22 protein-coding genes are annotated in these 26,951 nt (G+C 54.6%); 10 read left to right on the top strand and 12 right to left on the bottom strand.

Going from position 1 to position 26,951, the window contains the following annotated elements:
• The first annotated feature begins 256 nt into the window (after nt 1-256).
• Nucleotides 257-610, top strand: a complete 354-nt coding sequence (locus tag F3J30_RS20245) for a LysR family transcriptional regulator (protein ID WP_014068664.1) — start codon at nt 257-259, stop codon at nt 608-610.
• Here the strand turns inward: F3J30_RS20245 and F3J30_RS20240 are convergent.
• The 5 genes from F3J30_RS20240 to ytfQ form a co-directional block, all read right to left on the bottom strand.
• The gene (locus F3J30_RS20240) at nt 582-2,153 is read right to left on the bottom strand and encodes a methyl-accepting chemotaxis protein (protein WP_166718348.1); all 1,572 of its coding nucleotides are present in this window, start codon (nt 2,151-2,153) and stop codon (nt 582-584) included. The two genes, F3J30_RS20245 and F3J30_RS20240, sit on opposite strands and share 29 nt — an antisense overlap.
• Before the next feature lie 93 nt (nt 2,154-2,246).
• Nucleotides 2,247-3,248, bottom strand: a complete 1,002-nt coding sequence (gene yjfF / locus F3J30_RS20235) for a galactofuranose ABC transporter, permease protein YjfF (RefSeq protein WP_166718347.1) — start codon at nt 3,246-3,248, stop codon at nt 2,247-2,249.
• Complete coding sequence (ytfT, locus tag F3J30_RS20230; RefSeq protein ID WP_166718346.1) at nt 3,235-4,260, bottom strand: galactofuranose ABC transporter, ATP-binding protein YtfT; 1,026 nt, start codon at nt 4,258-4,260, stop codon at nt 3,235-3,237. The genes yjfF and ytfT overlap by 14 nt, the downstream gene beginning before the upstream one ends.
• 10 nt (nt 4,261-4,270) lie before the next feature.
• On the bottom strand, nt 4,271-5,773 hold the full coding sequence (gene ytfR / locus F3J30_RS20225; protein WP_014068660.1) for a galactofuranose ABC transporter, ATP-binding protein YtfR: 1,503 nt from the start codon (nt 5,771-5,773) through the stop codon (nt 4,271-4,273).
• A gap of 50 nt (nt 5,774-5,823) precedes the next feature.
• Nucleotides 5,824-6,780 (bottom strand): galactofuranose ABC transporter substrate-binding protein YtfQ, encoded by a 957-nt coding sequence (ytfQ, locus tag F3J30_RS20220; RefSeq protein WP_014068659.1) that lies wholly within the window; start codon nt 6,778-6,780, stop codon nt 5,824-5,826.
• A 309-nt stretch (nt 6,781-7,089) separates the two neighbouring features.
• Between ytfQ and ppa the strand changes: the two genes are divergently transcribed.
• Both ppa and F3J30_RS20210 read left to right on the top strand, forming a co-directional pair.
• Nucleotides 7,090-7,620 (top strand): inorganic diphosphatase, encoded by a 531-nt coding sequence (ppa, locus tag F3J30_RS20215; RefSeq protein ID WP_010427397.1) that lies wholly within the window; start codon nt 7,090-7,092, stop codon nt 7,618-7,620.
• 217 nt (nt 7,621-7,837) lie between these two features.
• On the top strand, nt 7,838-9,418 hold the full coding sequence (locus tag F3J30_RS20210; protein WP_014068658.1) for a methyl-accepting chemotaxis protein: 1,581 nt from the start codon (nt 7,838-7,840) through the stop codon (nt 9,416-9,418).
• Nucleotides 9,419-9,465: 47 nt separating this feature from the next.
• Here the strand turns inward: F3J30_RS20210 and F3J30_RS20205 are convergent, their stop codons facing one another.
• The 3 genes from F3J30_RS20205 to tamA are packed head-to-tail and all read right to left on the bottom strand — an operon-like array spanning nt 9,466 to nt 15,319.
• Nucleotides 9,466-9,810: a gamma-glutamylcyclotransferase gene (locus tag F3J30_RS20205; protein ID WP_014068657.1), complete on the bottom strand. Its 345-nt coding sequence runs from the start codon at nt 9,808-9,810 to the stop codon at nt 9,466-9,468.
• A 2-nt stretch (nt 9,811-9,812) separates the two neighbouring features.
• Complete coding sequence (tamB, locus tag F3J30_RS20200) at nt 9,813-13,589, bottom strand: autotransporter assembly complex protein TamB (RefSeq protein ID WP_166718345.1); 3,777 nt, start codon at nt 13,587-13,589, stop codon at nt 9,813-9,815.
• Complete coding sequence (tamA, locus tag F3J30_RS20195; RefSeq protein WP_166718344.1) at nt 13,586-15,319, bottom strand: autotransporter assembly complex protein TamA; 1,734 nt, start codon at nt 15,317-15,319, stop codon at nt 13,586-13,588. The genes tamB and tamA overlap by 4 nt, the downstream gene beginning before the upstream one ends.
• 224 nt (nt 15,320-15,543) lie before the next feature.
• On the opposite strand from tamA, the gene msrA reads away from it, so the two are divergent.
• Together msrA and F3J30_RS20185 are read left to right on the top strand one after the other, a co-directional pair.
• On the top strand, nt 15,544-16,185 hold the full coding sequence (msrA, locus tag F3J30_RS20190; protein WP_166718343.1) for a peptide-methionine (S)-S-oxide reductase MsrA: 642 nt from the start codon (nt 15,544-15,546) through the stop codon (nt 16,183-16,185).
• Between the two features lie 206 nt (nt 16,186-16,391).
• Nucleotides 16,392-17,729 carry a hemolysin family protein gene (locus F3J30_RS20185; protein ID WP_014068653.1) on the top strand — a complete coding sequence of 446 codons (1,338 nt, stop codon included), beginning with the start codon at nt 16,392-16,394 and terminating at the stop codon, nt 17,727-17,729.
• Between the two features lie 63 nt (nt 17,730-17,792).
• Here F3J30_RS20185 and F3J30_RS20180 read toward each other — a convergent pair whose 3' ends face one another.
• Nucleotides 17,793-17,999 carry a DUF1107 domain-containing protein gene (locus F3J30_RS20180; protein ID WP_003856054.1) on the bottom strand — a complete coding sequence of 69 codons (207 nt, stop codon included), beginning with the start codon at nt 17,997-17,999 and terminating at the stop codon, nt 17,793-17,795.
• A gap of 324 nt (nt 18,000-18,323) precedes the next feature.
• On the opposite strand from F3J30_RS20180, the gene F3J30_RS20175 reads away from it, so the two are divergent.
• Nucleotides 18,324-18,881: a YtfJ family protein gene (locus F3J30_RS20175; protein ID WP_166718342.1), complete on the top strand. Its 558-nt coding sequence runs from the start codon at nt 18,324-18,326 to the stop codon at nt 18,879-18,881.
• On the opposite strand, the gene cysQ is transcribed toward F3J30_RS20175, so the two are convergent.
• On the bottom strand, nt 18,875-19,615 hold the full coding sequence (cysQ, locus tag F3J30_RS20170) for a 3'(2'),5'-bisphosphate nucleotidase CysQ (RefSeq protein WP_166718341.1): 741 nt from the start codon (nt 19,613-19,615) through the stop codon (nt 18,875-18,877). The two genes, F3J30_RS20175 and cysQ, sit on opposite strands and share 7 nt — an antisense overlap.
• Nucleotides 19,616-19,805: 190 nt before the next feature.
• Between cysQ and F3J30_RS20165 the strand changes: the two genes are divergently transcribed.
• Nucleotides 19,806-21,749, top strand: a complete 1,944-nt coding sequence (locus F3J30_RS20165; protein WP_166718340.1) for a bifunctional 2',3'-cyclic-nucleotide 2'-phosphodiesterase/3'-nucleotidase — start codon at nt 19,806-19,808, stop codon at nt 21,747-21,749.
• 89 nt (nt 21,750-21,838) lie between these two features.
• Here F3J30_RS20165 and F3J30_RS20160 read toward each other — a convergent pair whose 3' ends face one another.
• Complete coding sequence (locus F3J30_RS20160) at nt 21,839-22,222, bottom strand: helix-turn-helix domain-containing protein (RefSeq protein ID WP_166718339.1); 384 nt, start codon at nt 22,220-22,222, stop codon at nt 21,839-21,841.
• An 84-nt stretch (nt 22,223-22,306) separates the two neighbouring features.
• On the opposite strand from F3J30_RS20160, the gene F3J30_RS20155 reads away from it, so the two are divergent.
• The 3 genes from F3J30_RS20155 to F3J30_RS20145 all read left to right on the top strand — a co-directional run bounded on the left by F3J30_RS20155 (nt 22,307) and on the right by F3J30_RS20145 (nt 25,102).
• On the top strand, nt 22,307-23,155 hold the full coding sequence (locus F3J30_RS20155) for an SDR family oxidoreductase (RefSeq protein ID WP_166718338.1): 849 nt from the start codon (nt 22,307-22,309) through the stop codon (nt 23,153-23,155).
• A gap of 81 nt (nt 23,156-23,236) precedes the next feature.
• Nucleotides 23,237-24,061 (top strand): AraC family transcriptional regulator, encoded by an 825-nt coding sequence (locus F3J30_RS20150; protein WP_166718337.1) that lies wholly within the window; start codon nt 23,237-23,239, stop codon nt 24,059-24,061.
• A gap of 75 nt (nt 24,062-24,136) precedes the next feature.
• Entirely contained in the window at nt 24,137-25,102 is a 966-nt protein-coding gene (locus tag F3J30_RS20145; RefSeq protein ID WP_166718354.1) for a DMT family transporter, read from the top strand.
• Between the two features lie 78 nt (nt 25,103-25,180).
• Here the strand turns inward: F3J30_RS20145 and F3J30_RS20140 are convergent, their stop codons facing one another.
• The gene (locus F3J30_RS20140) at nt 25,181-26,830 is read right to left on the bottom strand and encodes a methyl-accepting chemotaxis protein (protein ID WP_166718336.1); all 1,650 of its coding nucleotides are present in this window, start codon (nt 26,828-26,830) and stop codon (nt 25,181-25,183) included.
• Between the last annotated feature and the right edge of the window lie 121 nt (nt 26,831-26,951).

Here is a 26,951-nt window from a genome sequence, read left to right as displayed (position 1 = left end):
GCAAACGTTGCATGGTAACAGTCTCAGTCCAGGGCACGGTAAACCTCCGTCAGCTGTTTACCGTACTGTTATAACCTGTTACCCATGTGCCCGGTTTAAAGTGTTACCCATGTGACCGGTTCATACAATCCGGCTCCCCTTCTCATTTATATATTTTACCGTATAAATGAATATAAAAATGACGCTTTAATATTCAGCGCTGCTCCTGCATTATTTCCATAACAGTTTGACAAATATTCCCTGGAGCAAAATAAAGATGAAAAACTTTTCTCGTGCCAATACCGGCATTGATTTAAATCTTATTCCTGTTTTTATCGAAGTTGTTCGTTGCGGCAGCATGGCGAAAGCGTCTGTACGCCTTGATATGTCTCGCCCGGCGGTAAGCCTGGCGTTGAAGCGCTTTAATCAACTCTTTAACGAGCCATTATTTTTCCGTAAAGGTTTATATCTGGAACCCACCGAAAAAGCATTAGCCTTAACCAGCTCACTGGAAATATTAATGGGTGATATTCATGATAATATTGCTGAGATAAATTCATCAAATAAAACCCTGGCACAGAATGCACCAGGGCGGGATATTATTATGCAGCAGGCTGAGTCGTCAGTTTGAATGATGACATCGCTTCCATCAGTTCGCGCGACTGCTCTTCCAGAGAGCGTGTCGCCGCGGATGATTGCTGTACCAGCGCCGCATTTTGCTGTGCGGTTTCATCCATCTGATTCACTGCGATATTAACCTGCTCAATGCCACGACTCTGCTCCTGAGACGCGTTGGCAATCTCGCGCATCAGTTTGGTCATACGCAGCACTTCTGTGGCGATCTCATCCATGGTTTCGCCCGCCTGTTGCGCCAGCTCGCTTCCCTCATTCACATGCGTCTGCGAATCGCTAATCAGCGTGCGGATCTCTTTCGCTGCGTCGGCACTGCGGCTGGCGAGGTTGCGCACTTCACCGGCCACCACGGCAAAGCCACGACCCTGCTCGCCGGCGCGCGCCGCTTCAACAGAGGCGTTCAGCGCCAGGATATTGGTCTGAAACGCAATGCCATCGATAACGCTCAGGATGTCGGCAATTCGGGCTGAACTGCCTGAGATATCGCGCATTTTCTCAATCACATAGCAGACCATTTCGCTGCCATGATCGGCGGTATCAGACACCGCCTTCGCCATCTGATGCGCCTGTTCGGCGTTATCGGCGTTTTGTTTCACCGTGGCGGTGATCTCTTCCATGCTGGCGGCGGTCTGCTCAAGCGACGTTGCGGTAGATTCGGTGCGCTGGGCAAGGTTCATGTTCCCCGCGGTTAACTCGCGGCTGCCGGTATCAATCTGCGAACTGGCGTCACGTACGCGCAGCACCGAGCCCATCAGCGACTGGCGCATCTCTTCAATGGCCGCGTTCAGGCGGTTAAATTCCTGGCTCGCGGAGGCATTCAGGTTGTGCGTTAAATCCCCCGATGCCACGTTTTCAAGCTGAGCAATAGAGGCCGTGAGCGGCTTGAGCAGCATATGGCGTAGTACCAGCCACGCCAGCACAATAATGCCTGCCGTCAGCAGCGCCGCAACGATAATCAGGACCAGCACCCGGTTTTTGCTCGACTGCACGGCGCTGACTTCCGCCTTGCCGCGCGCTTCGCTCCATGCCTGGAACGCCTGCATGTCGTTATCAAACTGCTTCGCCACCGGGATGAGCTTATTCTCCAGCAGATCGTAATAGCTGTCGGCGCTCTGTTCATTCAGGGCTTTCAGCATCGGGGTGATCCCCTGCTGGTTGTAGGCGTCAAGGCTGGCCGCGACCTTATCCAGAAGCTGCTGCCCCTGTTTATCCGCCACGCCGCCATCAATCACGCCTTTCAGCGTTTTTTGCGCCTGGGCGACTTCCTGGTTAATGGTTTTCACCGATTTTGCCGCATCGTCCAGCATCCCGATTTCCATCATGCGAACAGCCTGACCGGCCTCATTGCGCGCACGTAAAATCAGCGTATAGCCAGAATTAAGCTGCACCATCTGCTCACCCTGAAGGTGATTGATGCGCTGGAGAGAAGTCGAACTCTGTGTGAGGGCATAAATGCCAATACCGCTGACAATCAGCAGCAGAAGGGTCATAACGGCCAGTAACGAAAGCAAGCCGGTACGAATCGATAGCGTTTTAAGCATGATGTTATTTCCGGTAGCGAGATATTTCTGGGCATAAAAGAAGAGTATCGGCCGCTACCGGAAAATGTTTAGACTTTAAGCAAATTCAGTGTGTTATCGCCCTGTTACCGATGTGTTTACACGGGTAACAGGTGAGCTCTGGCGGTTCTCCCACAGCACCGTCAGCCCACGCTGGAGTGCAATAAAGATGAACAACAGAATACCGATGGCGATTTTCGTCCACCAGGAACTGAGCGTGCCATCGAAGTTAATATACGTCTGGATCAGCCCCTGAATGGCCACCCCAAACAGCGTGCCCAGAACCGTGCCGACGCCCCCGCTAAGCAGCGTACCGCCAATCACTACTGAGGCAATCGCATCCAGCTCCACCCCGACGCCCGCCAGCGCGTAGCCTGCCTGGGTATAAATCGAGAATACAATGCCCGCAAGCGTCGCAAGCCCGGTAGAGAGCATATAAATACGAACAGTGGTGCTGCGGGTCGAGATCCCCATCAGGTTTGCCGACGTCGCGCTGCCGCCAATGGCGTACACCTGATTGCCAAACCGGGTGCGGTGGGCCAGGAAGATACCTATCACCACCACGCCGAGCATCAGCAGGCCCATCGCGCTAAGACGCCCGCCGCCGGGGATTTTCCACGCCAGGCTTGAGAGCGTGTCATACACCGGGTGGTTAATCGGGATCGACTCTTCTGACACCAGATAGCTCACGCCGCGCAGGAAGAACATCCCCGCGAGGGTAATGATAAATGCCGGGATTTTCAGCGCGTCGATAAGCAGCCCCATAAAGGCACCAAACGCACAACCCATCACCAGCACCAGCGGGAAGGCCAAAAACGGTGAAATGCCCCAGAAGCCGATCGCTTTCGCCAGGAAGACCCCGGTAAAGGCGATCACCGAGCCCACAGAGAGGTCAATCCCACCGGAGAGGATGACAAAGGTCATCCCCACGGCGATAATGCCTAAAAAAGCGTTATCCGTCAGGATGTTGCAAATCACACGCGTAGAGGCAAAACCCGGGAACTGCGTCAGACAGTAGAGGTAGCCCAGCACGAACACGCCCAGCGTGATCATTAATGGCAAATTACGTTTTATCATGACCGCGGATCCCCTTAATGAGACTGATAAAGCGCGGCGACTGAACGACGAGCACGCAGAGCACCACCACGGCTTTAACCACCTGATTCAGCTCCGGCTGGAAGCCCGACAGCAAAATGCCGGTATTCATCCCCTGAATAATGAGCGCACCAATCACCGACAGCAGCAGGTTAAAGCGCCCGCCCATCAGCGAGCCGCCGCCAATCACCACCGCCAGAATGGCATCCAGCTCCAGCCACAGCCCGGCGTTATTGGCGTCCGCCCCACGGATATCCGCCGTGACGATCACCCCTGCGATGGCGGCACATACGCCGCTCAGCACGTAGGTCAGCATCACCATCAGCCGGGTATTCACCCCGGCGTTTCTCGCTGCGCGAATGTTAATCCCCACCGCTTCAATAAACATGCCGAGCGCCGTTTTACGGGTGAATAGCCAGAACACGACTAATGTCACCAGCGCAATGATGACCGGCGTCGGGAAGAACAGCAGCTTGCCGCTGCCGATCCACGCCAGGCTCGGCGAATCAAAGGTCACTATCTGCCCGGAGGTGATAAGCTGCGCCACGCCACGCCCGGCGACCATTAAAATCAGAGTGGCGACAAACGGCTGGATTTTGAGAACCGCCACCAGAATGCCGTTCCACAACCCGGCAAGGACGCCAGTGCCTAAAGCAGCAAGCAGCACCACGGGCAGACTGTGTCCAGCAACGGTCATGGAGGCGGCCGTGGCGCCCGAAATCGCCATCACCGCACCAACGGACAGGTCGATCCCGCCGGTGGCAATCACCAGCGTCATGCCAATCGCCAGCAGCGCCACCGGTGCGGCGCGGTTTAAAATATCAATCGGGCTGCCAAACAGGCGGCCATCCTGCACAATAATCTGGAAGAAGTGCGGCGCGACCAGGCTATCAACCACCAGCACCAGCAACAACGCGATGATTTGCGGCGTGCCGGTTGGCCAGTTGAAGCGGCGCTTCGACTCTCCGGTTTGCGAAAGAGAACGGGGCATCACGGTTAACTCCTTATGCCGCAATAGCATTCATGATCGCCGGAACAGACAGTTCATCCAGCGGGATCTCTGCCACCTGCTTGCGATCGCGCATGATGATGACGCGATCGGCATACCCCACCAGTTCCTCCAGTTCAGACGAAATCACCAGCAGCGCCAGCCCGTCTGCACACAGCGTTTCAATCAGGCGGATAATTTCGGCGTGCGCCCCCACGTCAATACCGCGTGTCGGCTCGTCGAGGATCAGGAACTGGGGTTTGGTCAGTAGCCAGCGCGAAAGCAGCACCTTCTGCTGGTTACCCCCGGAGAGAAATTCAATAGGCTGCTCCGCGCTCGGGGTACGGATACCCAGCTGGCGGATAAAGCGCTCGGCAATGGCATTCTGTTCCTTGCGCGGGATCGGGCGTAACCACCCGCGCTGCGCCTGCAACGCCAGAATGATATTTTCCCGCACCGATGCTGCGGCAATAATCCCGTCCGTTTTCCGGTCTTCCGGGCAGAAGCCCACGCCCAGACAGGATGCCTGATGCGGCGATCGTAGTGTTTGTGGTTTGCCTTTGATAAGCGCTGTGCCGCTGTCGGCCGGTTTGATCCCGAAGATCACTTCGGCGGTTTCTGTGCGCCCGGAACCTAACAACCCCGCCAGCCCGACAATTTCGCCGGGGCGAACCTCAAGGTTGAAAGGCGAAATCGTGCCTTTTTTGCCGAAATCACTGAAAGCAGCAACCGGTTTATCGCTCAGCAACGTGCGGCCGGCGCGCTGTAGCGCGTGGGTGTCCAGTTCACGTCCGAGCATCATTTTGACCAGCTCAATCTGCGGGAGCTCGCGGGTTTCGCGGCAGCCGACAAAACTGCCGTTGCGCAGCACCGTAATGCGATCGCTCACTTCATACACCTGATCGAGGAAGTGGGTCACGAAGATCAGGCTCACGCCCTGATCGCGCAACTGGCGCATCAGGGTAAAGAGCATTTCAACTTCCTGGGTGTCGAGACTGGCGGTGGGCTCATCGAGGATCAACACTTTCGCCGAGAGATCGATTGCCCGACAGATAGCGACAATCTGCTGCATCGCCACGGAAAAGCGGTTCAGCGGTTCACGTACATCGAGGGAGAAGCCGTAAGATTCCATCAGCTTTGTCGCCCGCGCTTCCATCTCTTTGCGGCGCAACAGGCCAAAGCGTTTTGGCTCGCGGCCAATAAACAGGTTATCTGCCACCGACATATTTGGCAGCAGGTTCACTTCCTGATAGACCGTCCCGATCCCCAGCTGTTGGGCATGGGCGGTGTTTTTTGGCGAAATAGCGTTGCCTTCCAGCCAGATGGTGCCGCGATCGGCATGGTATACACCGGTCAGGGCTTTGATCAGCGTCGATTTTCCTGCGCCGTTTTCCCCCAGCAACGCCATGATCTCGCCGCGACGCAGGCTGAAATCGACGTTATCCAGCGCTTTTACGCCCGGGAAGAATTTACTTAATCCTTCTGTGCGGAGGATTTCCTGGTGTTGTTCTGTTGTCATGATTCCCCCTCACCCTAACCCTCTCCCCACAGGGGAGAGGGCAAAAGGCATCAGTAGCCCATATTTTTCTTCTTCTCTAACTCTTCTTTCGCGGTGTCTGGCAGGTAGAGAGTGGATTTGGTGATGGTCAACTTCTCAGGCATGGTGCCGTCTTTCTTGAATTTCTCCAGCGCGTCAAATGCCGGGCCCGCCATGTTTGGCGTCAGCTCAACGCTGGCGTTGGCTTCGCCGTCCATCATCGCTTTGTAGATGTCAGGCACGCCGTCGATAGAGCCGGTGAGGATATCTTTGCCCGGTTTCAGGCCCGCTTCTTTGATGGCCTGGATGGCACCGATCACCATGTCATCGTTATGGGCGTAAACCATGCAGATGTTCTTGCCGTTGTTTTCAGCCTTGATAAAGCTTTCCATCACTTCTTTCCCCTTACTGCGGGTAAAGTCGCCGGACTGAGAACGGATAATCTTGATGTTTGGCGCTTTGGCGATGGCTTCAGCAAAACCTTTCTTACGGTCGATTGCCACGCTCGCACCCACTGTGCCTTGCAGTTCAACCACGTTACACGGCTTGCCATCGACCTGTTTAACCAGCCAGTCACCGATCAACTGACCTTCAAGAATGTTGTTGGCGGTAACGGTGGTCATATAGAGAGATTTGTCTTTTACATCGATGGAACGATCGAGCAGGAAGACCGGAATCTCCGCGTCTTTCGCTTCTTTCAGGACCGGCTCCCAACCTGTTGCCACAACAGGGGCAATGAAGATGGCGTCAACGCCCTGCGCGATAAAGGAACGAACGGCTTTGATCTGGTTCTCTTGCTTTTGCTGACCATCGGCAATTTTCAGCGTGATACCGCGTTTCTGGGCCTCGCTTTTCGCAACGTTGGTTTCTGCCGCACGCCAGCCAGATTCAGAGCCGACCTGAGAAAATCCTACGGTTAATGGTGCTGCCATCGCCATAGACGACATGGCTGCTGAAACTGCTGTGACAAGAAGTAAGCGCTTCCACATAAGTGCGTCCTCGTAGGGTAGGTTATTGTTGGTTAAAAGATGTTCTGCGGGAAAACTATAGACAATGAGAGATGTAACGGATTGCGTTACATCACACTTCGGAAAAGTGAATAAAACGTTAATCACAAGTTTGTAATCGCTTTCATTCCGTCATGAAAAATGCGGCTGAGTTTATGGATTTTTCTGTCATGGAATCGGTCTGAAAATGGCAAACAACGGCGGGCGATGGCGAAAACAAGCGGAGACATTCAGCGCCAGTTGGCTATAATACTCGCCACTTGTTTACCATACATTTTAAAGGATACAGACATGAGCTTACTCAACGTCCCTGCGGGTAAAGAACTGCCAGAAGACATCTACGTTGTTATCGAAATCCCGGCTAACGCAGATCCTATCAAATACGAAGTGGACAAAGAGAGCGGCGCACTGTTCGTTGACCGTTTCATGTCTACCGCAATGTTCTACCCATGCAACTATGGCTACATCAACCACACCCTGTCTCTGGACGGTGACCCGGTTGACGTGCTGGTCCCAACGCCATACCCACTGGAGCCAGGCTCAGTCATCCGCTGCCGTCCAGTTGGCGTACTGAAAATGACCGACGAATCTGGTGAAGATGCGAAACTGGTTGCAGTACCGCACACCAAACTGAGCAAAGAATACGATCACATTAAAGATGTGAACGACCTGCCAGAACTGCTGAAAGCGCAGATCACTCACTTCTTCGAGCACTACAAAGACCTCGAAAAAGGCAAGTGGGTTAAAGTTGACGGCTGGGACAACGCTGAAGCTGCAAAAGCAGAAATCATCGCGTCCTTCGAGCGTGCAGCTAAGAAGTAATTCTTACCGCTGATTGCTAAGGCCCCGCAATGTCGGGGCTTTTTTGTATCGATTGCAAATTGTCACAAAAACGTCACATAGCGATTTTAGCTCGCGATATTAATTAGATAGCGCTTTTTTCCTGCCTTACCTCCACTTTCCCCCCTTAAAGTCTGCCTTTCCCAGGTCGATACCTCCCCTGCGTGATCGCGATCGCTTTTTCACTTAACGGGAAATCATGAAACTCAACACACTCACAATTGGACAACGCCTGGGGCTTCTGGCGTCGCTTCTGCTGCTTGCTACGCTGTTCATCGGCCTGCGGGGTTTGGTTATTAACAGCGACAGCCGGGCGCAAAACGAGCAGATAATGGCGATGGAACAAACCATAACCGACAGTATCGATACTGCGCGTAATGCCCAGGTTCAATTCAAAATTCAGGTTCAGGAGTGGAAAAACACACTGATTCGCGGTGCTCAGGGACAAGAGGCGTTCAACAAATACAAGAGTGCGTTTATCGCAGAAAGCCAGAACACGCAGGCACTGCTGACACACCTGGGCGAACTGCTGCCAAAGATTGGCATGGATAACCAGCAGGTGATGGAAACACGTGAAATCCATGCGGGTCTTGAACAAAAGTATCTGGCAGCACTGACGACTTATCAGGTTGGTGATGCCACCAGCGCCCAGCAGGTCGACAAACTGGTGACGGGGATCGACCGTGAACCCACCAAGATGATCGACAACGTGGTGACCCGCACGCTGCAACATGCTCAAGAGCTACACAAGCAGACTATCGCGCGTAACCAGGCTAAGTACGAAGAGACAAAATGGATGCTGATGCTGGCAATGGCGCTCACCCTGGCTGCCGGAATGCTGGTCACCTGGTGGCTGGTGCGTAGCATTACCCGCCCGCTGGCGCAGGCGGTTACCATTGCTCGCACGGTCGCCGCAGGGGATTTGCAATCTCACTTTGCCGTAGCAGGCCGTGATGAGACAGCAGAACTGATGCGCGCCCTGCAAGAGATGAACGACAATCTCACCCGCATTGTCTCTGGCGTACGTAGCGGCACGGAAACGATCGCCACCGCGTCTGCACAGATTGCCAGCGGTAGCCATGAGCTTTCATCCCGTAACGAGGCGCAGGCCAGCGCGCTGGAACAAACTGCCGCGTCAATGGAAGAGCTGACGTCAGTGGTGAAAAGCAATGCGGAAAACTCACGCACCGCAAGCGATCTTGCCCAGAATGCGCGCCAGGTTGCCCGCCAGGGTGAAGAAGCCGTCGAGCGCGCAGTACAGACCATGAGCGAAATCCACAATTTCTCCAGCGAAATTAATAACATTATCGGCATGATCGACAGCATCGCCTTCCAGACCAACATTCTGGCGCTGAACGCTGCCGTAGAGGCAGCGCGTGCCGGTACCGAGGGGCGTGGTTTTGCGGTTGTTGCAGCTGAAGTCCGTGCCCTGGCACAACGCTCAGCCGCCGCGGCAAAAGAAATTCGGGTGCTTATCGATCGCTCCGTTAACCGCATTGATGAGGGTAACGGGCAGGTAAAACAGGCCGGTGAGGCAATGGCCGATATTCTGCATAGCGTAAGCAAAGTGAGTGAGCTTATCGAAGCTATCTCACACGCCAGTCATGAACAGAGTACGGGTATTGATCAGGTGAATGTCGCGGTAACGCATATGGATGCGGCGACGCAGCAAAACGCCACCTTATCGCAAGAATCCTCTGCTGCGGCGCAGGCGATGCATCGCCAGGCCGAACAGCTTCTGGATACGGTGCAGGTCTTCAAACTACGTCAGGAAGCCTAAAAGCACGCACAAAAAACAACGCCACCTCACGGTGGCGTTGTCGTTTATCAGTACTGGTCTCTGTCTAACCAGTTACCGCTTTCAATCCGCGTTAACCCTTCAACCGGACGCTGGTAGACGTACATCCACGCGCTTCCGTATGGTGTCTGGATCAACTGGCGAGCGTACTCACCGCCCCTGGTGCGCAAGGCATCAAGTTCGGCAAGCGTGGCATTATCAATACGATAAACCTCACCTTGTACCGTCCCGTTCCCCGGAACTGCGCCTGGATAGTGGCCCAGACTGTACAACTGGTAGTTCTCGATATTGTAATTCCCCAGCAACTGGGCGTTCGTCATCCAGTGGCTGTTACCTTGCTTAGTTCGTAAACTGCCGTAAACAAATATTCGCATTGCTAAAACTCAAACTGATAGAGCAAATCCAGTGCCTGATCTACGCCGGACACTGCTTCCAGATATAGCTTAGGCATCAGACGATAGCGTAACGTGAGTGTAGCGAGTGAGTCAAAGATCCCCACACCATATTTTACCTGTAGACCCGGCAGTACATAGCCGCTGACCACCACCTGCGAAGAGTCACCAACGCCCTGGGTGTCCAGTGCCAGATTGCTTACGCCGAACGTCTCGCCGATTTTACCCACAACCTGCCCACTTTGTGCAACCCCCAGGCCCACTAACATTGACGTCATTGCCGCACTATCGCTTTGGCCGCTTTCCAGACCCTGTCCACGCAGCAGATAAGAAAGCGCTTCTTGCTGCGACATTGCCGGGTCGGAGAAGATTTCCGCTTTTGGCTCATCGGCCGTACCCGTAACGCGCACACCAGCAATCACGTCGTTTTCGGTGGCATCAGGGTTACGAATGGCTTCGATGTTCAGCAGCGGCTGATCGGGTGGACCCGAGAACAACAGCTCACCTTTACGGACAATCAGATCCTGACCGTAGGCGTGGAAGCGCCCGTCAGGAATGTTGATCTGCCCGTTCAGGCCAAGCCCTTGTTTGTCCTGAGCCACTTTCAGGTCGCCGGTTAGCCTCGCCTTCAGCCCAAACGCATCCAACCGCACGTTATTCCCCACGTGCACAATAAGATTACTATTGATCGGTATGCCAGCGCTCTTCTGTTCAACAGGTTTCAGATTTTCATTGAGCATAACTTCATCACTCGAGACGCCCACTGCGCTTTCCGGCACGTCGTGAACCACGATACGCGCCCACGGCACGTCCACACGTCCGTCCAGCGTAAAGAGGCTCGGCGTGGCTTCAAACACCACATCCGGCGACACGTCCAGGCGCACCATCGGCGGTACGGTAATACGCACTTTGCTGCCTTTTGCCGCAATGCGCGCACGCCAGTTATCAAGTTGGCTCCAGTCTGCATCACCGCTCAGGTTGATTTGCCCTTGCTGAGTGCGAACCACCCCGGCAAGCGTGGAGCTCATGCCGTTAAAGTTCATCGCAATCTGGCTTGGCTGCATATCAAACGGCATAAAGTTACCGTCGATATCCACGCCATTCAGCTGCATCTGCCCGAACAGCTGCGGGCTTTGCGCCGTCCCCGCCAGCCGCAGATTGGCATTCAGCATCCCGGCGGCTTTTTCACCGCGCGAGAAAATAGCATTCGCCATCGCCAGGTTGAAGTTGCGGATATTGACGTTGCCGCCCAGATTACGTCGCCCTTGCGGATCGGTTATCTGCACTTGTCCGTCGAACTGACCGTTGTTAGTCAGGCGAATAAGCCACCCCAGCTCTGCACGGTTGTTATGCAGGTCGGCGCTCAGATTCAGGGTATCGAATGCCACCGGCAGCGGCGCGTCATTCACCTCCTGCGTCACCTTCACGTTGCGCCCGGACAGGGTCACACTTCCCTGCGGCAGCCCCTCTTTGGTGGTGTCCCACGCCACATCCGCTTTACCGCTAAAGACACCGCTCGCCTGGGTGGTGTCCGGCATAAAGGGTTTCAGCATCGCCAGATCAAACCGGTTGAGGTTTATCTGCGCGCGCCCTTCCGCACCGGCATCAATGGTTTGCGGCACGCAGAGTTCGGCATTCGGGTTGGTCCAGCAGTGCGGTCCGATACTGATTTTTTGTTCGGCATTGCGGTAATCCAGCGCGATGGAGCGTGACAGCGCCAGAGGGCCAACCGGCGTGTTGAAACGGGTGTTATCAAGCGTTCCCTTCCAGCGCTCTTCTTTGCGGTCGAAACTGCCCGTCAGGTGCAGCTGCCCGGAAACCGGCTCACCCTGCACGTTCAGCTGGAGGTCATGCTGTTTCTCGTTACCTTTCGCGGCCAGCGTCACCAGATTGATGTTCACATCCGGCTGGGCAATACGCTCCACGCGCAGGTTCAGGTTCCCGCCAATCTGATCGGTGGATTTTACATCCCCTTCCACACGGACGCGGGCAATGGTCAGTTCCTGCCAGCGCAGGGCGTTCGCGGTAATATCCGCCAGCAGCTGCGGTGCATCCACCGTACCGCGCACCTTCACTAACCCTTTCGCCGTACCGCCAAGTCCTGGCAGGGCGTTATCCAGATTCGGCGCGTCGATGGTGGCATCCAGATTGAGATCTTTAACGCCAAGCTCACCTTTGATGTCCGCCGTATTGCGCCCCAGCGCCACATGCAGCCCCGGGATCACCCATTGCAGGTAGCTGTTACCTTTTACCGAACCTTCAACGTTAACTTTGTTTTGCTTCACGTTGCCGGTGAGTTTGATTTCCGGCACGTCCATCTGCCACGTCCCACCGTACAGGCTGCCACGGGTTTTGATCAGGCCATCAAGTTTTGACGGCCAGTCCGGCACTTCTTTGGCGGTGTTGATGCCCGTCAGCTTCAGTTCACCACGCCAGCTGATCGCCTGCTGCCAGTCGAGCAGCGCCGTCAGCTCTGTTTTTCCTTCCAGCGCCGCGACGGTCAGTTTGTCGAGATTAATCTGGCGTTCGTTACCCTTCGCATCCAGCGTTATGCCGGCAGGCGGTACACCCTGCCCCTTAACATCGGTGCGGAATGACAACGTGTAATCGGTCATTTTGCCGCTGAGTTTGAGCTTCAGGTCATCGGCCTGGAACTGTTTTTCACCGGTAAACGGCCAGTAAAGCTGCTGGCTGACAATCTCCAGATTCAGCGGTAAACCCGCTTCTGCCAGCTGCGTTTGCCCGCGCAGTACCATATCCACCGGGCCGGACAGGTTAACGCCAAACTCCAGTTTCTCGCGCAGCGCCCCGCCCACTTTCAGCTTCACCTTCTCGCCTTTGAGCGGATCAATATTCAGCGCGCTGTTAAGCGTGATATCCACCGGCCAGTTGTCACGCAGCAGCGCATTCCCGCTCGCATTCACGGAACCCTGATTCGTATCGATATCCATCGCATCGAGCTTCATATGGCCGTCGATACTGCTGACTTTAAGCAACAGGTTGTAGACCGTCAGGTCAGTGTCACCCGTCAGGCGCAGCTGTGCGCCTTTGAACTCTTCAATATTGAGGTTCAACGGCAAGTGCACGTCGGTCATTTCCGGCAGCACCGGTTTTGCGAAGAGTTCCGTCAGTGTTTCACCAAGCGGTTTTTCTTCTGGCTGCGGGTTCTGGATCTTCGGTTCAACAATCTCTTCCTGCGCCACTTTTGCCACTTTCGGCAGGGCAATCAGCAGCCCTTGTAGTGAGGTTGGCGTCAGGGTGAGATTTTTTTCCTGCCAGCGCAGACCGGAGGAGAAGTCCATCACCGACACGGTGGTGTCGTCGATTTTGATATTGACGTTATTCAGCGCCACCCGGTAGAGCGCGATGGGGTACGGCGTGGAGAGATTAAGCGGGCCAGTATCCTGTTCTTCAACCGGCGCAGACTTCGGCATTTTTTTCGAATCTATCGCCACATTCACATCTTTTAGCGACAGATCGTTCACGCACAGTTTGCTGTCGCGTAAACATCCAAGCTTGACCGCCAGATGGAATTCGCCCGCATTAACCGCCACACCGGGCTGTTGATAGCGAATATTCTTCAGACGCAGATCGCGCCAGCCGCCTGTCACCTGGCCAATCTCCAGCCCCGGAACCCAGCGGTTAGCCGCGTTAAACAGCAGATGCAGGCCGGTAGTGGTCCCCACCAGGAACGCCACCGTACCGAGCAACAGCACGATAAAAATCAGCACCCCGAGGCTTATCTTCTTCCATAAACTCATAATTCAGGCCCCAGACCGATGTAAAACTGTAAACCGTGTTCGTCTTTGTCACCCACAGGCACGGCAAAATCGAGCTTGATTGGCCCAACAGGAGACTGCCAGCGCACGCCCACGCCCGCGCCGGTTTTGAAATCGCTGCGGCGAATATCACTCACGGCTTCACCGCCATCCACAAACATAGCGCCCCACCATTTTCCGCTGACGTTGTACTGGTATTCCAGTGAGCCTGTCGCCAGCTTGGACGCACCAATCAGCTTGCCGCTGTCATCTTTTGGCGCGATGGATTTGTACTTATACCCACGAATACTGCGATCGCCACCGGCGAAGAAACGCAGGTCAGGCGGGACTTTGTCGAAGTCGCCGGTTTCAATCCAGCCAAGATTGCCGCGCATGACGAAGCGGTGTTTATCGTAGAGGGTTCGGATCCAGACGTTTTGCGCCTGCACCACCGTGAAGTCGACGTCAGAGCCCCATATCGTGTTGGAGTAATCGATGGAGTAGCGCTGGGAATCGCCCCAGTCTGGCATCAGGCCACCTCGCGAACGGGTGCGGCTGATCATCACGCCGGGATAAAGCAGCATGGTGGTGTTGGTGACATTTGCCTGGGTAAAGTGGTCGAGGCTCCAGCGCAGGTTAATGGCGCGCTGCCAGCCGCTCGAAAGATCCCAGAAGCGCGACAGCGCAAGCGTGGTGGAATCTGATTCGGTATCGTTCAGATCGGTGCGTTTAAAACCACCCTGCACCAGATAGTACTGTTCCAGCGGATTTTTCAGCAGCGGCATTTTATAGCTGAAGTCCAGCTGTTGTTCTGGCGAAGAGATACTGGCGCTGGTCGTCAGGCTGTGGCCGTAGGAGTTCATCCACGGTTTTTTCCACGTGGATTTCACCCGGGGGCCCACGTCCGTCGAATAGCCTATCCCCGTCTCAATGGTGTTCTCGGTGCGCGGCGATACAACGCCATGCAGCGGCAACACCTTGGTCTTGCGGGATTTATCAAACTCCGGGGCGACAACAACCGAGTTAAACCATCCGGTCGCCGACAAGCGACGGTTTAACTCCGCCAAATCCCTCGACTGATAGTAATCCCCCTTCTTAAACGGGATCAGGTTTTGCAGATACTCTTCGCGAATTTGCGAGCCTTCAAAGGTCACATCACCGAAGCGATAGCGTTCGCCGCTGTCAAAGTCGATATCCCAGAAGGCCTGATGCCTTTCCAGTGAGATCCCCAACTGGCTTTTGTTGAACTGGCTGTCGAAATAGCCCTTTCGCAGCGAAACAGAGGTGAGTTCTTTTTTGAAATGGTCGTAATCGCCATGATTCAGCACCGTACCGATTTTCGGACGTGTGCCGAGCAGATCCAGATAATCCCTGTCGGTACGCGCACCGCCGCGCAGTACCACATCCGTGCCGCCAATCAGTACCGGCTCGCCCGGCGAAACACGGGCGATCAATACCTGCCGGCCTTTGGCCGGTGGCGGACGTAAATCGAAATCGATGGTCGGCTCGTAATAGCCGAGCGCTTTTAACCCTTCGCGGATAGCGTCATCCACGCGAGCGCGAAAACGCCGGTCCGGCGTCACTTCGTCTCCCTGAATCGTAGACAACTGTGCACGCACGTTCTTTTCCAGCGCCCCGGACAACCCCTCAACCTGCAAACGGACATTCGCCGCGCTGGCGACTCCGCTTGTCAGCAATAAACTGACCAAACATAACTGGCGGATCTTTGGCACGTTTTCTCCTGAATATCCTTGTTTCCACCCTGGAAGCAAATGAAGTGCCGCTCCGCGGCTCCATACGGCTTTACAGCCCAAAACCCAATTCGCGGGTTGAAAAAGGGTTAAACACCCAAATATTTCTTATGATTAAATCTAGACTCATTCAGCGTATTTATTGTGTTCAATTAAACGCTTCATGACAACCTTAACCGAAACATCGCTGCCCGGGAGGCCAAACCGTGAGTTTATTCGACAAAAAGCATCTTGTTTCTCAATCAGATGCATTACCGGGACGGAACACCCCAATGCCTGTAGCGACTCTACACGCCGTAAACGATCATTCAATGACTAACGTCCCGGAAGGGATGGAAATTGCCCTGTTCGCCATGGGCTGCTTCTGGGGTGTGGAACGCCTGTTCTGGCAGCTTCCGGGGGTTTACAGCACCGCTGCGGGTTATACCGGCGGTTACACGCCGAACCCAACCTACCGCGAAGTGTGCTCAGGCGAAACCGGACACGCCGAAGCGGTCCGTGTGGTCTATGACCCCGCAGTTATTAGCTATGAACAACTGCTCCAGGTGTTCTGGGAAAACCATGACCCTGCCCAGGGAATGCGTCAGGGCAACGACCACGGCACCCAGTACCGTTCTGCGATCTACCCGCTGACCCCAGAGCAGGATGCCGCTGCGCGCGCCAGCCTGGAACGCTTCCAGAGCGCCATGCGTGACGCCGGGGATGACCGCCATGTCACGACGGAAATCGCTTCCGCAAAACCGTTCTACTATGCCGAGGACGATCACCAGCAGTATCTGCATAAAAATCCGTATGGCTACTGCGGCATTGGTGGCATCGGCGTGTGCCTGCCGCCGCAGCTGGCCTGATCACTTGTATAGCGCCACACGACCCGTGTGGCGCGGTATTTCCTGCACAAACCACTCAAAATGTGACCTCTGGCGGGTTTACACTCCTTTACGCTATACTACCCGCTGAAATAATCAGCTCAACGCTACGAGCTGGTGTTCAATGTGTTTTCACACAAACGTGATCAACTTCCCTTCCGAGGATCTGGCGAGAAGCCGGATAAACTATGTTAAACAGTATTTTAGTAATACTTTGTCTTATTGCCGTTAGTGCATTTTTCTCAATCTCTGAGATCTCGCTGGCGGCCTCCCGTAAAATCAAACTTAAGCTGCTTGCCGACGAAGGCAACATCAACGCGCACCGCGTTCTGAAAATGCAGGAAAACCCGGGGATGTTCTTCACCGTGGTGCAAATTGGCCTGAACGCGGTCGCCATCCTGGGCGGTATAGTGGGCGATGCGGCGTTTTCTCCGGCGTTCCACAGCCTCTTTATTCAGTACATGTCCGCAGAACTTGCCGAGCAGTTGAGCTTTATTCTCTCTTTCTCTCTGGTGACCGGTCTGTTCATTCTGATCGCCGACCTGACCCCGAAACGCATCGGTATGATTGCGCCAGAAGCTGTAGCTTTGCGTATCATCAACCCGATGCGCTTCTGCCTGTACGTGTTCCGCCCGCTGGTGTGGTTCTTCAATGGCCTGGCGAACATGATTTTCCGCGTCTTTAAGCTGCCAATGGTACGTAAAGATGACATCACCTCCGACGATATTTATGCGGTGGTGGAAGCCGGGGCGCTGGCGGGTGTGCTGCGTAAACAAGAACATGAGTTAATCGAGAACGTTTTTGAACTGGAATCCCGTACAGTACCGTCTTCCATGACCGGGCGCGAAAGTGTTATCTGGTTTGATTTGCATGAAGACGAACAGAGCCTGAAGAGCAAAGTGGCGGAACACCCGCACTCTAAATTCCTGGTCTGTAACGAAGATATCGACCACATCATCGGTTATGTGGACTCCAAAGACCTGCTGAACCGCGTGCTGGCGAACCAGAGCCTGGCACTGAACAGTGGCGTACAGATCCGTAACACGCTGATTGTGCCGGACACCCTGACGCTCTCAGAAGCGCTGGAAAGCTTCAAAACAGCGGGCGAAGACTTCGCGGTTATCATGAACGAATACGCGCTGGTGGTAGGTATTATCACGCTGAACGATGTGATGACCACGCTGATGGGCGACCTGGTTGGCCAGGGCATGGAAGAGCAAATTGTTCAGCGTGACGAGAACTCATGGCTGATTGATGGTGGCACCCCGATTGAAGACGTAATGCGCGTGCTGGATATCGACGAATTCCCGCAGTCCGGCAACTATGAGACGATCGGCGGCTTTATGATGTTTATGCTGCGTAAAATCCCGAAACGTACCGACTCGGTGAAGTTCTCTGGCTATAAGTTTGAAGTGGTGGATATTGATAACTACCGCATCGACCAGCTGCTGGTGACGCGTATCGACAACAAACCAACCGTGCTGGTGCCGAAGCTGCCAGACGCGGAGGAGCAGGTTTCTGCGTAAGTCCCCATAAACATCAACGGCTCCCGCGGGAGCCGTTTTTTTAACTACTGCATAGCACGTTGGTTAAGCCATCTCAGTTTGCAGACGCATAACCTGACGGTTGACTTCGGACATCACAGACAAGTGCTGCTTATCCTTCACTTTCGGGATAAGGATCTTGCCCTTATCGAACTCGAAAGCGCCAACATCCTTGATATACAACCGTCCACGGAACAGGATCTTCACGTACTTCGCCACCTGAAGCGGGTTGTAGCGTTGGAAAATTTTCATTCTTGTATCTCCTGCGAATCATACGCTCTTGCGGTGCCACAATCGGCCCGACTGTCCTGAGCGCAAATTTATTGCCCAATGACTATAGACCAGAACTACCGTTGATACCCAGTGTGCATAAGTTTATTTACCGTTTGATTACAATTAATCAGAATATTCTTTGCAAACCATGACTAAGGGCAGTATAAGCCGTCGTTTTTTCGTGGTTATGTGCGTTCGCCCGCAATCTGGCATTGGGATTGCGGGTAAACCCTCTTGATCGCACTTATGCTTAAAGTGTAAGACCAAGTGGTCGGATCACCTGCTAAAAAATAAGGAAACACCATGACCCTACGTAACATCCTGGCAGCAGCATTTCTGCTTCTGCCACTGTGGGCCTGCGCACACAACTTTGAAAACGGACAACGTGTGCCGCCAGTCGGTATTGCTGACCGGGGAGAATTGATTCTCGACAATGATAAGTTTAGCTACAAACCCTGGAATAGCGCGCAGCTCGCGGGCAAAGTGAGAGTTGTACAACATATTGCCGGTCGTACATCTGCAAAAGAAAAAAACGCAACCCTGGTAGAAGCGATCAAGGCCGCAAAATTCCCCCATGACCGCTACCAGACCACCACCATTGTTAACACCGACGATGCCATCCCTGGCTCCGGGATGTTCGTACGCTCAAGCCTGGAGAGCAATAAAAAGCTCTACCCGTGGTCGCAGTTTATTGTCGATAGCAACGGCATAACACGTAAGGCCTGGCAGCTGGAAGAAGAGAGTTCTGCGATTGTGGTGCTGGATAAAGAGGGCCGCGTGCAGTGGGCCAAAGACGGTGCTCTGACGCAGGAAGAGGTGCAGCAGGTGGTTGCCCTGCTGCATAAGCTACTGGCTCAGTAAATAGATACCCTGAAGCCTGGGTTTAAAAACGACTCGCGCGGGGTGTAGTCAAGCGGCTTGCCCTGCCAGTCATGAACATGCGCACCGGCTGCGGCGGCCACAGCATGGCCTGCGGCCGTATCCCAGACGTTGGTTGGCCCGAAACGAGGATAAAGCTGCGCATGGCCTTCCGCCACCAGACAGAATTTCAGCGATGAGCCAATCGACGTTGTCTGGTGCTCACCCAACTGTTGCAGGTACTCTTTCAGCTCGTTGTCACTGTGCGAACGGCTGATCACCACCAGCGGTGGCCGCGCATCGCGCACCTGGATCTGCTTACGTACACCGCACTCTTCTTTCCAGGCTTTGCCTTCGGCTGCGCTGTACATCACCTTCATGACCGGCGCGTACACTACGCCAAGTATCGCTTTCCCTTTTTCAATCAACGCGATATTGACGGTGAACTCACCGTTACGCTTAATAAATTCTTTGGTGCCATCCAGCGGGTCGACCAGCCAGTAGCGCTGCCAGTGCTGGCGTTCATCCCAGCCTTGCGGCGCCTCTTCGGAGAGTACGGGAATATCAGGCGTTAGCGCCTGCAGCCCTTTCAGGATCACGCCGTGTGCCGCGATATCTGCCGCGGTGACCGGGGAGTCATCCGCTTTACTCACGACGTCCATCGGTTTGGCACCGTCATACACTTGCATAATGGCATCACCCGCATCCCGTGCGAGCTGACAAATCTTATCTAACATTCTCCACCTCTTTATTAACGCAGTGGGCATAACTCGTTGTTTTATTTATATCGTAATGTGAACAATTCCGCTATCTGTGAGGCAATACTGATTTCAAAATGCTTTTTTCTGGCAGGATTCACAATTCTGTAAGCAACAAAATATACATACATATTCTTTTGTGGCTTGGATCGAAAAAAGGACTCCTCTGATGATTAAGTTTAGCGCAACGCTCCTGGCAACGCTGATCGCAGCAAGTGTACAGGCGGCGACGGTGGATCTCCGCATTCTGGAAACCACCGATCTGCACAGCAACATGATGGACTTCGATTACTACAAAGATACGCCAACGGAAAAATTCGGACTGGTACGTACGGCAAGTTTGATCAATGCCGCGCGTGCTGAAGTGAAAAACAGCGTACTGGTCGATAACGGTGATTTAATTCAGGGCAGCCCGCTTGGCGACTATATGGCCGCTAAGGGGCTGAAAAAAGGCGAGATCCATCCGGTGTATAAGGCATTGAACACCCTGGATTATACCGTCGGCAACCTGGGTAACCACGAGTTTAACTACGGTCTGAAATACCTTCACGATGCGCTGGCTGGCGCGAAGTTCCCGTACGTTAACGCCAATATCATCGACGTTAAGACCCAAAAACCCTTATTTACCCCTTACCTGATTAAAGAGACTGAAGTCGTCGATAAAGACGGTAAAAAGCAGTCGCTGAAAATCGGTTATATCGGCTTTGTACCGCCACAGATAATGACATGGGATAAAGCCAACCTCAGCGGCAAAGTGACCGTTAACGACATCACCGAAACCGCGCGCAAATATGTGCCGGAGATGCGCGAGAAAGGGGCTGACCTGGTGGTGGTGGTCGCCCATTCGGGGCTTTCAGCCGACCCGTATCAGGTGATGGCAGAAAACTCGGTTTACTATCTGAGTGAAGTGCCAGGAGTGGACGCTATTCTGTTTGGTCACGCTCATGCCGTTTTCCCGGGTAAAGATTTCGCCAGCATCAAAGGGGCAGATGTTGAAAAAGGGACACTGAATGGCGTGCCATCAGTGATGCCTGGCATGTGGGGCGATCATCTTGGGGTGGTGGATCTGGTGCTGAATAACGACAGCGGCAGCTGGAAAGTTACCCAGTCGAAAGCCGAAGCGCGCCCGATTTATGATGCCGCAGCCAAAAAATCACTGGCCGCTGAAGATAAAAAGCTGGTCGACGTGCTGAAGCACGACCATGACGCCACGCGCGAATTTGTCAGCAAACCGATCGGTAAATCCGCCGACAACATGTACAGCTTCCTGGCGCTTGTACAGGATGATCCAACCGTACAGGTGGTCAACATGGCGCAGAAAGCCTACGCTGAACACTTTATTCAGGGCGATCCGGATCTGGCAAAACTGCCTGTGCTTTCAGCCGCTGCACCGTTCAAAGTGGGTGGGCGTAAGAATGACCCGGCAAGCTATGTTGAAGTTGAAAAGGGCCAGCTCACCTTCCGAAATGCTGCCGATCTCTATCTCTACCCGAACACGCTGGTGGTGGTAAAAGCGACGGGTAAAGAGGTGAAAGACTGGCTTGAGTGCTCTGCCGGGCAGTTTAATCAGATCGATCCGCACAGCAGTAAACCGCAGTCGCTGATTAACTGGGACGGGTTCCGCACCTATAACTTCGACGTGATCGACGGCGTGGATTATCAGATTGATGTCACCCAACCCGCGAAATATGACGGCGAGTGCCAGACAATCAATCCGCAGGCAGAACGTATCAAACACCTGACCTTCAACGGCAAACCACTTGACCCGGATGCCATCTTCCTGGTGGTCACCAATAACTACCGCGCCTACGGCGGAAAGTTTGCCGGAACGGGTGACAGCCATATCGCCTTTGCTTCACCAGACGAGAACCGCTCGGTGCTGGCGGCATGGATCAGCGCAGAGTCGAAAAAGGCAGGTGAAATCCATCCGGCGGTGGATAATAACTGGCGTCTGGCACCGATCCACAGCGACACGAAGCTGGATATCCGCATTGAAACGTCACCGTCCGATAAGGCAGCGACGTTCATTAAAGATAAGGCGCAGTACCCGATGAATAAGGTCGGAACAGACGATATCGGGTTTGCAATTTATCAGGTGGATTTGAGCAAGTAGTCATTGTGCCGGGTGGCGCTTGCGCTTACCCGGCCTACGGGGTGGAAAATTACGGGTAGGCCGGGTAAGGCGAAGCCGCCACCCGGCTTTTACGCCGCACGATCGTCCCGATTAGCTATCACCTTCGGCGTATTCACCTCAATCCAGTCTGCCAGTGCGGCCACTTTCTCGCTCACCTCACCCCCTAGCGGCGTCAGGCTATACTCTACATGCGGCGGCACGACCGGATACGACACGCGATCGATAAATCCGTCCTGCTCCAGCGCCTGAAGCGACTGGGCCAGCATCTTCTCGCTCACGCCGCCCATTTTACGGCGCAGGTCGCTAAAGCGGTGCGTGCCATCACGCAGCGCCACCAGGATCAGCACGCCCCAGCGGCTGGTGACATGCTTTAACACTTCACGCGATGGGCACTGTTCGGCAAACAGGTTTCCTTCCCGTAACTGTTCACTGAGCGTTGGCGTCGTTTTCATACTTACCTTTTTGTGCGTACTTACTAAAAGTTAGTGTTGGTGATAGTGTGCCACAACACAAGACAAACACGAAGGAGTTCCCTCATGATCGCAATTACCGGTGCAACCGGCCAGCTTGGCCAACTCGTTATTGAACACCTGCTGAAAACCGTTCCGGCCAGCCAGATTGTGGCCATTGTACGTAATCCGGCAAAAGCCGAAGCACTGAGCCAGCAAGGTATTGTTGTACGTCAGGCGGATTATACCGACCAGGCGGCGTTCACCACGGCGCTGAACGGTGTCGATAAACTCCTGCTGATCTCATCCAGCGAAGTGGGCCAACGCGCAACGCAGCACCAGAACGTTATCAACGCCGCTAAAGCTGCGGGTGTGAAATTCATCGCTTACACCAGCCTGCTGCACGCCGATAAATCCCCGCTGGGGCTGCACGTTGAGCACGTCGCCACCGAGAAAGCGCTGGCAGAATCTGGCGTGCCTTACGCTCTGCTGCGCAACGGCTGGTATACCGAAAACTATCTGGCAAGCGCACCGCCTGCCCTTGAGCATGGTGTATTCATTGGTGCCGCCGGTGAGGGCAAAATTGCCTCCGCGACCCGTGCAGACTATGCCGCTGCCGCCGCAACGGTGATCTCTCAGGATGGCCACGCAGGTAAAGTGTATGAACTGGCGGGCGATGAAGCCTGGACACTGAGCGAACTGGCCGCAGAGCTGAGCAAACAGAGCGGTAAAAACGTGGCGTATCAGAACCTTAGCGAAGCCGACTTTGCTGCCGCGCTGAAAGGCGTTGGCTTGCCTGCCGGGCTGGCAGATATGCTTGCTGATTCCGACACCGGAGCCTCTAAAGGTGGCCTGTTTGATGACAGCCATACCCTGAGCACGCTGATCGGCCGCCCAACGACACCACTGGCTGAGAGCGTCAAATCGATCCTGTAATTGTTACAAACTGGTTATTTTTTGTGGCATCCCCTCGGGTCATCTCTGATAATGAAGAGATGACCCATGAGGAGGTTCACCGTGCAAGGCGTACCGGAACAGTTCATTGATGAGAGAGACAGCGCGCGCTTTCGCCACCTGGCGCAGGTGCCGGGCATCGAACTGTATCATGCACATATTTCAGACTACGCCTTTGAGCCTCACACTCATGAAGCCTTCGGTATTGGCACCATAGAAACCGGTGCCGAGCGCTTTCGCTATCGCGGGACTCAGCATCTTGCCCCTGCGCAATCTGTCGTCACCATGAATCCGGACGAGATCCACACTGGCGAATCCGCCACTGACGACGGCTGGCGCTACCGGATGGTCTATCTTGAACCCCAACTTCTTGAAGAGGTGACCGGCATCCGCCACTGGTGGTTTAACGATGTGACACGCCACGATCCCCTTCGCTCACAGCACATCGGTCAGCTGATATACGGCCTGTGGCACACGGACGATCCGCTGGCGCAAAAAGGGATGCTGCTGGAGCTGATTGAGACATTCCAGCCGCTCGCCCGCCACGCGCCCGTGATTCAGGAAGGCGCACATCGCTTCGAACGCGTGCGAGACTATCTGCACGACAACTATATGCACCCGCTCACATTAGATGAGCTGGCAAACGTGGTGTCGCTAAGTCCGTACCATTTTCAGCGCCAGTTCAAAGCCCATTTCCATGTCACTCCGCATCAGATGCTGATGGCGATCCGTCTCTGGCGCGCCAAAGCGTTTCTGACTCACGGAATGCCCGCCGCCGAAGTGGCCGCCGCAACCGGCCTGACCGATCAGTCCCATTTAACCCGCGCATTCACCCGTCGCTATGGCATCACGCCAGTGCGCTACCAGAAGCAGGTCGTTAAGCGCTAATGCGCAATCTCATACAATACGGCGCTGATTTCCCTTTCTACACTGATGGCAGAGTGAATGAATGTGGATGGAAAAATGATTAGCGGCGTGTTGTATGCCCTGCTTGCAGGTTTGATGTGGGGGCTGATTTTTGTTGGCCCTGTTATCGTGCCGGAATACCCGGCGATTTTGCAGTCTACCGGGCGCTATCTGGCACTTGGGTTGATTGCCCTTCCTCTGGCCTGGTTTGGCCGCGGGCGGTTGCGCCAGCTTAGCCGCCAGGACTGGGGAACCGCGCTGGCATTAACCATGATGGGAAACCTCATCTATTACGTGTGTCTCGCCAGTGCCATTCAGCGCACGGGCGCGCCGGTGTCCACCATGATTATCGGCACGCTGCCGGTCGTTATCCCGGTGTTTGCCAACCTGCTTTACAGCCATCGCGATGGCAAACTGGCGTGGTCAAAAATGGTGCCTGCACTGGTCTGCATCGCCGCCGGGTTAGTGTGTGTGAACGTTGCTGAGCTCAGCCACGGGCTTACTGATTTCAGCTGGTGGCGTTACGGCTCTGGCATCTTACTGGCGCTGGTTTCCGTGGTGTGCTGGGCGTGGTATGCATTGCGTAATGCCCGCTGGTTGCGGGAAAACCCGGACAAACATCCGATGATGTGGGCAACGGCGCAGGCACTGGTTACGCTGCCCGTCTCGCTGGTGGGATACGTGGGAGCCTGTGCATGGTTAGGTGTGCAGCAACCTGAATTCGCCCTGCCCTTCGGGCCGCACCCGTGGGTGTTTGTCGGATTAATGGTGGCTATCGCGGTGCTCTGCTCCTGGGTGGGCGCGCTTTGCTGGAACATCGCCAGCCAGAAGTTACCCACGGTGATCCTGGGGCCACTGATTGTCTTTGAAACTCTTGCCGGGCTGCTTTACACCTTCCTGATGCGCCAGAGCGTGCCGCCGCTGCTGACAGCCTGTGGAATACTCCTGCTGGTGGTTGGTGTGGTGATTGCGGTGAGGGCAAAGCCGGAAAAACCGATGGTCGTTCCGGCGTCTGAGATGTGAGCATTGCCCAGCGGCGCTGCGCTTGCAGGGCCTACAAAACAGTAGGCCGGGTAAGCGTCAGCGCCACCCGGCATGATGTCAGAAGGTTTCCCAGTTGGCTTCCGTTGCCGTGGCTACGGGCTGTGTTTTTGGCACATAGGTTTTTGCCGGAGCCGCTTTAACTGCCTGGCCGCGCGCAATTTTAAATACCGCGACCGCTTCGTTCAGACGAGCCGCCTGATCTTCCAGCGCTGCCGCAGCAGCAGCAGACTCTTCCACCAGCGAGGCGTTTTGCTGAGTCACACGATCCATCTCTGCAACAGCCTGACCGACCTGGTCGATACCACGACTCTGCTCGTCAGATGCAGAAGCAATCTCACCCATAATGTCCGTCACGCGGGTCACGGCATTGACGATTTCCGCCATCGTGGCCCCCGCTTCGTTCACCAGCTGAGAGCCCGCGCTAACGCGTTCGCCGGAATCATCGATCAGCGCTTTGATCTCTTTCGCGGCCTGAGCGCTGCGTTGTGCCAGGGTACGGACTTCACCCGCCACCACCGCAAAGCCACGGCCCTGCTCACCTGCGCGCGCCGCTTCAACCGCTGCGTTCAGCGCCAGGATGTTGGTCTGGAAAGCGATACCGTCGATAACGTTCGTGATCTGGGCAATTTTGCTGGAACTGGTAGCAATTTCGTCCATGGTACGTACCACGCCTTCCACTACGCTACCGCCTTTCTTCGCAGTTGAAGAAGCATCCAGCGCCAGGCGGGAAGCCTGACGTGCATTGTCGGCGTTTTGCTTAACGGTTGCCGTCAATTGCTCCATGCTGGCAGCGGTTTCTTCCAGAGAAGCGGCCTGCTGTTCAGTACGGGAGGAAAGGTCGTTGCTGCCCGCGGAAATCTCACCGGCTCCGGTGTAGATGGTATCGGCCCCCTGGCGCACCATACCAACCGTATTTGCCAGCGCTTTTTGCATCTCCTGGACGTTGTGGGCCAGCAGCGCCATCTCATTTTTACCACTCGCTTCAACCGGCTGAGTCAAATCACCGGCGGCAATGGCACGAATATGGCCGATGACATCCTGCAACGGCAGCAGCAGAACACGACGCATTGCAACCCAGCTGGCGATAATCACACCCACGACAATCAGCATAATGACTGAGAGCACCCACAGGATGCGCTTGTAGTCACTTTCATTATCCTTGATCCCTTTGTTGGCAAGCTTCGCCTGGGCAGTACGCCACTCGTGATAGACTTTCTGCATCGCGTTCTGCTTCTGCTCGGCATTCTGTTTGAACATGTCTTCCAGATTGCCCTGCCCCAGCAGTACGTTCATTTGTGTCAGCGTAGCGGAGTAAATGCGGTACTGTTCTTCCAACTGCTTGGGTAAGTCTTCACCCAGCCCTGGGGTATTTGGCAGCGCATAGTATTTATCGAAATGCGATTGTGCATCTGCCAGCAGATTTTTTGCCGTCTCTACCAGCTCATTCAACTGACCGCCGTTAATCTGGGTCGCCACGCTGCTTTGCAGACGCAACATCCCGCGGTTCAGGGTGACACGCGCCTGGTTGAGGCTGATCCACGCATCGGTGAATTCCGCCACGTTTTGGCTCGCCACCTGAGAAACGGTGAAGTTATCTTTGTCGTTATTTAGCGCATTAATAAAAATGCCGGCGGAGATCAGTTGCATGATGCCGAGCACAAGCAGCACCGAGACCAGGAGGGTAATCACTTTTATACGTTTAAACATTCTTCGCCTTTTTTATATGCAGGATATTGTCTGACGTGTAACTATCGGCAGGCAGGCCGTGTTGTTTAATGTTTCTTCAGTTTCAAAACCCCCTTACCTGGAATTTTTTGAATTCATTCAG

The sequence above is a fragment of the Enterobacter sp. Tr-810 genome, assembly GCF_011752765.1.
Classification (GTDB): Bacteria; Pseudomonadota; Gammaproteobacteria; order Enterobacterales; family Enterobacteriaceae; genus Enterobacter; species Enterobacter soli.
The sequence above is the reverse complement of the archived record's forward strand: the minus strand, read 5'-3'. Positions and strand labels throughout refer to the sequence as shown.

What these genes read in the sequence shown, in the direction of transcription:
- F3J30_RS20245 (WP_014068664.1), top strand. Translation starts at nt 257, where the DNA reads ATGAAAAACTTTTCTCGTGCCAATACCGGCATTGATTTAAATCTTATT.
- F3J30_RS20240 (WP_166718348.1), bottom strand. Translation starts at nt 2,153, where the DNA reads ATGCTTAAAACGCTATCGATTCGTACCGGCTTGCTTTCGTTACTGGCC.
- yjfF (WP_166718347.1), bottom strand. Translation starts at nt 3,248, where the DNA reads ATGATAAAACGTAATTTGCCATTAATGATCACGCTGGGCGTGTTCGTG.
- ytfR (WP_014068660.1), bottom strand. Translation starts at nt 5,773, where the DNA reads ATGACAACAGAACAACACCAGGAAATCCTCCGCACAGAAGGATTAAGT.
- ytfQ (WP_014068659.1), bottom strand. Translation starts at nt 6,780, where the DNA reads ATGTGGAAGCGCTTACTTCTTGTCACAGCAGTTTCAGCAGCCATGTCG.
- ppa (WP_010427397.1), top strand. Translation starts at nt 7,090, where the DNA reads ATGAGCTTACTCAACGTCCCTGCGGGTAAAGAACTGCCAGAAGACATC.
- F3J30_RS20210 (WP_014068658.1), top strand. Translation starts at nt 7,838, where the DNA reads ATGAAACTCAACACACTCACAATTGGACAACGCCTGGGGCTTCTGGCG.
- F3J30_RS20205 (WP_014068657.1), bottom strand. Translation starts at nt 9,810, where the DNA reads ATGCGAATATTTGTTTACGGCAGTTTACGAACTAAGCAAGGTAACAGC.
- tamB (WP_166718345.1), bottom strand. Translation starts at nt 13,589, where the DNA reads ATGAGTTTATGGAAGAAGATAAGCCTCGGGGTGCTGATTTTTATCGTG.
- F3J30_RS20185 (WP_014068653.1), top strand. Translation starts at nt 16,392, where the DNA reads ATGTTAAACAGTATTTTAGTAATACTTTGTCTTATTGCCGTTAGTGCA.
- F3J30_RS20180 (WP_003856054.1), bottom strand. Translation starts at nt 17,999, where the DNA reads ATGAAAATTTTCCAACGCTACAACCCGCTTCAGGTGGCGAAGTACGTG.
- F3J30_RS20175 (WP_166718342.1), top strand. Translation starts at nt 18,324, where the DNA reads ATGACCCTACGTAACATCCTGGCAGCAGCATTTCTGCTTCTGCCACTG.
- cysQ (WP_166718341.1), bottom strand. Translation starts at nt 19,615, where the DNA reads ATGTTAGATAAGATTTGTCAGCTCGCACGGGATGCGGGTGATGCCATT.
- F3J30_RS20165 (WP_166718340.1), top strand. Translation starts at nt 19,806, where the DNA reads ATGATTAAGTTTAGCGCAACGCTCCTGGCAACGCTGATCGCAGCAAGT.
- F3J30_RS20160 (WP_166718339.1), bottom strand. Translation starts at nt 22,222, where the DNA reads ATGAAAACGACGCCAACGCTCAGTGAACAGTTACGGGAAGGAAACCTG.
- F3J30_RS20155 (WP_166718338.1), top strand. Translation starts at nt 22,307, where the DNA reads ATGATCGCAATTACCGGTGCAACCGGCCAGCTTGGCCAACTCGTTATT.
- F3J30_RS20145 (WP_166718354.1), top strand. Translation starts at nt 24,137, where the DNA reads ATGATTAGCGGCGTGTTGTATGCCCTGCTTGCAGGTTTGATGTGGGGG.
- F3J30_RS20140 (WP_166718336.1), bottom strand. Translation starts at nt 26,830, where the DNA reads ATGTTTAAACGTATAAAAGTGATTACCCTCCTGGTCTCGGTGCTGCTT.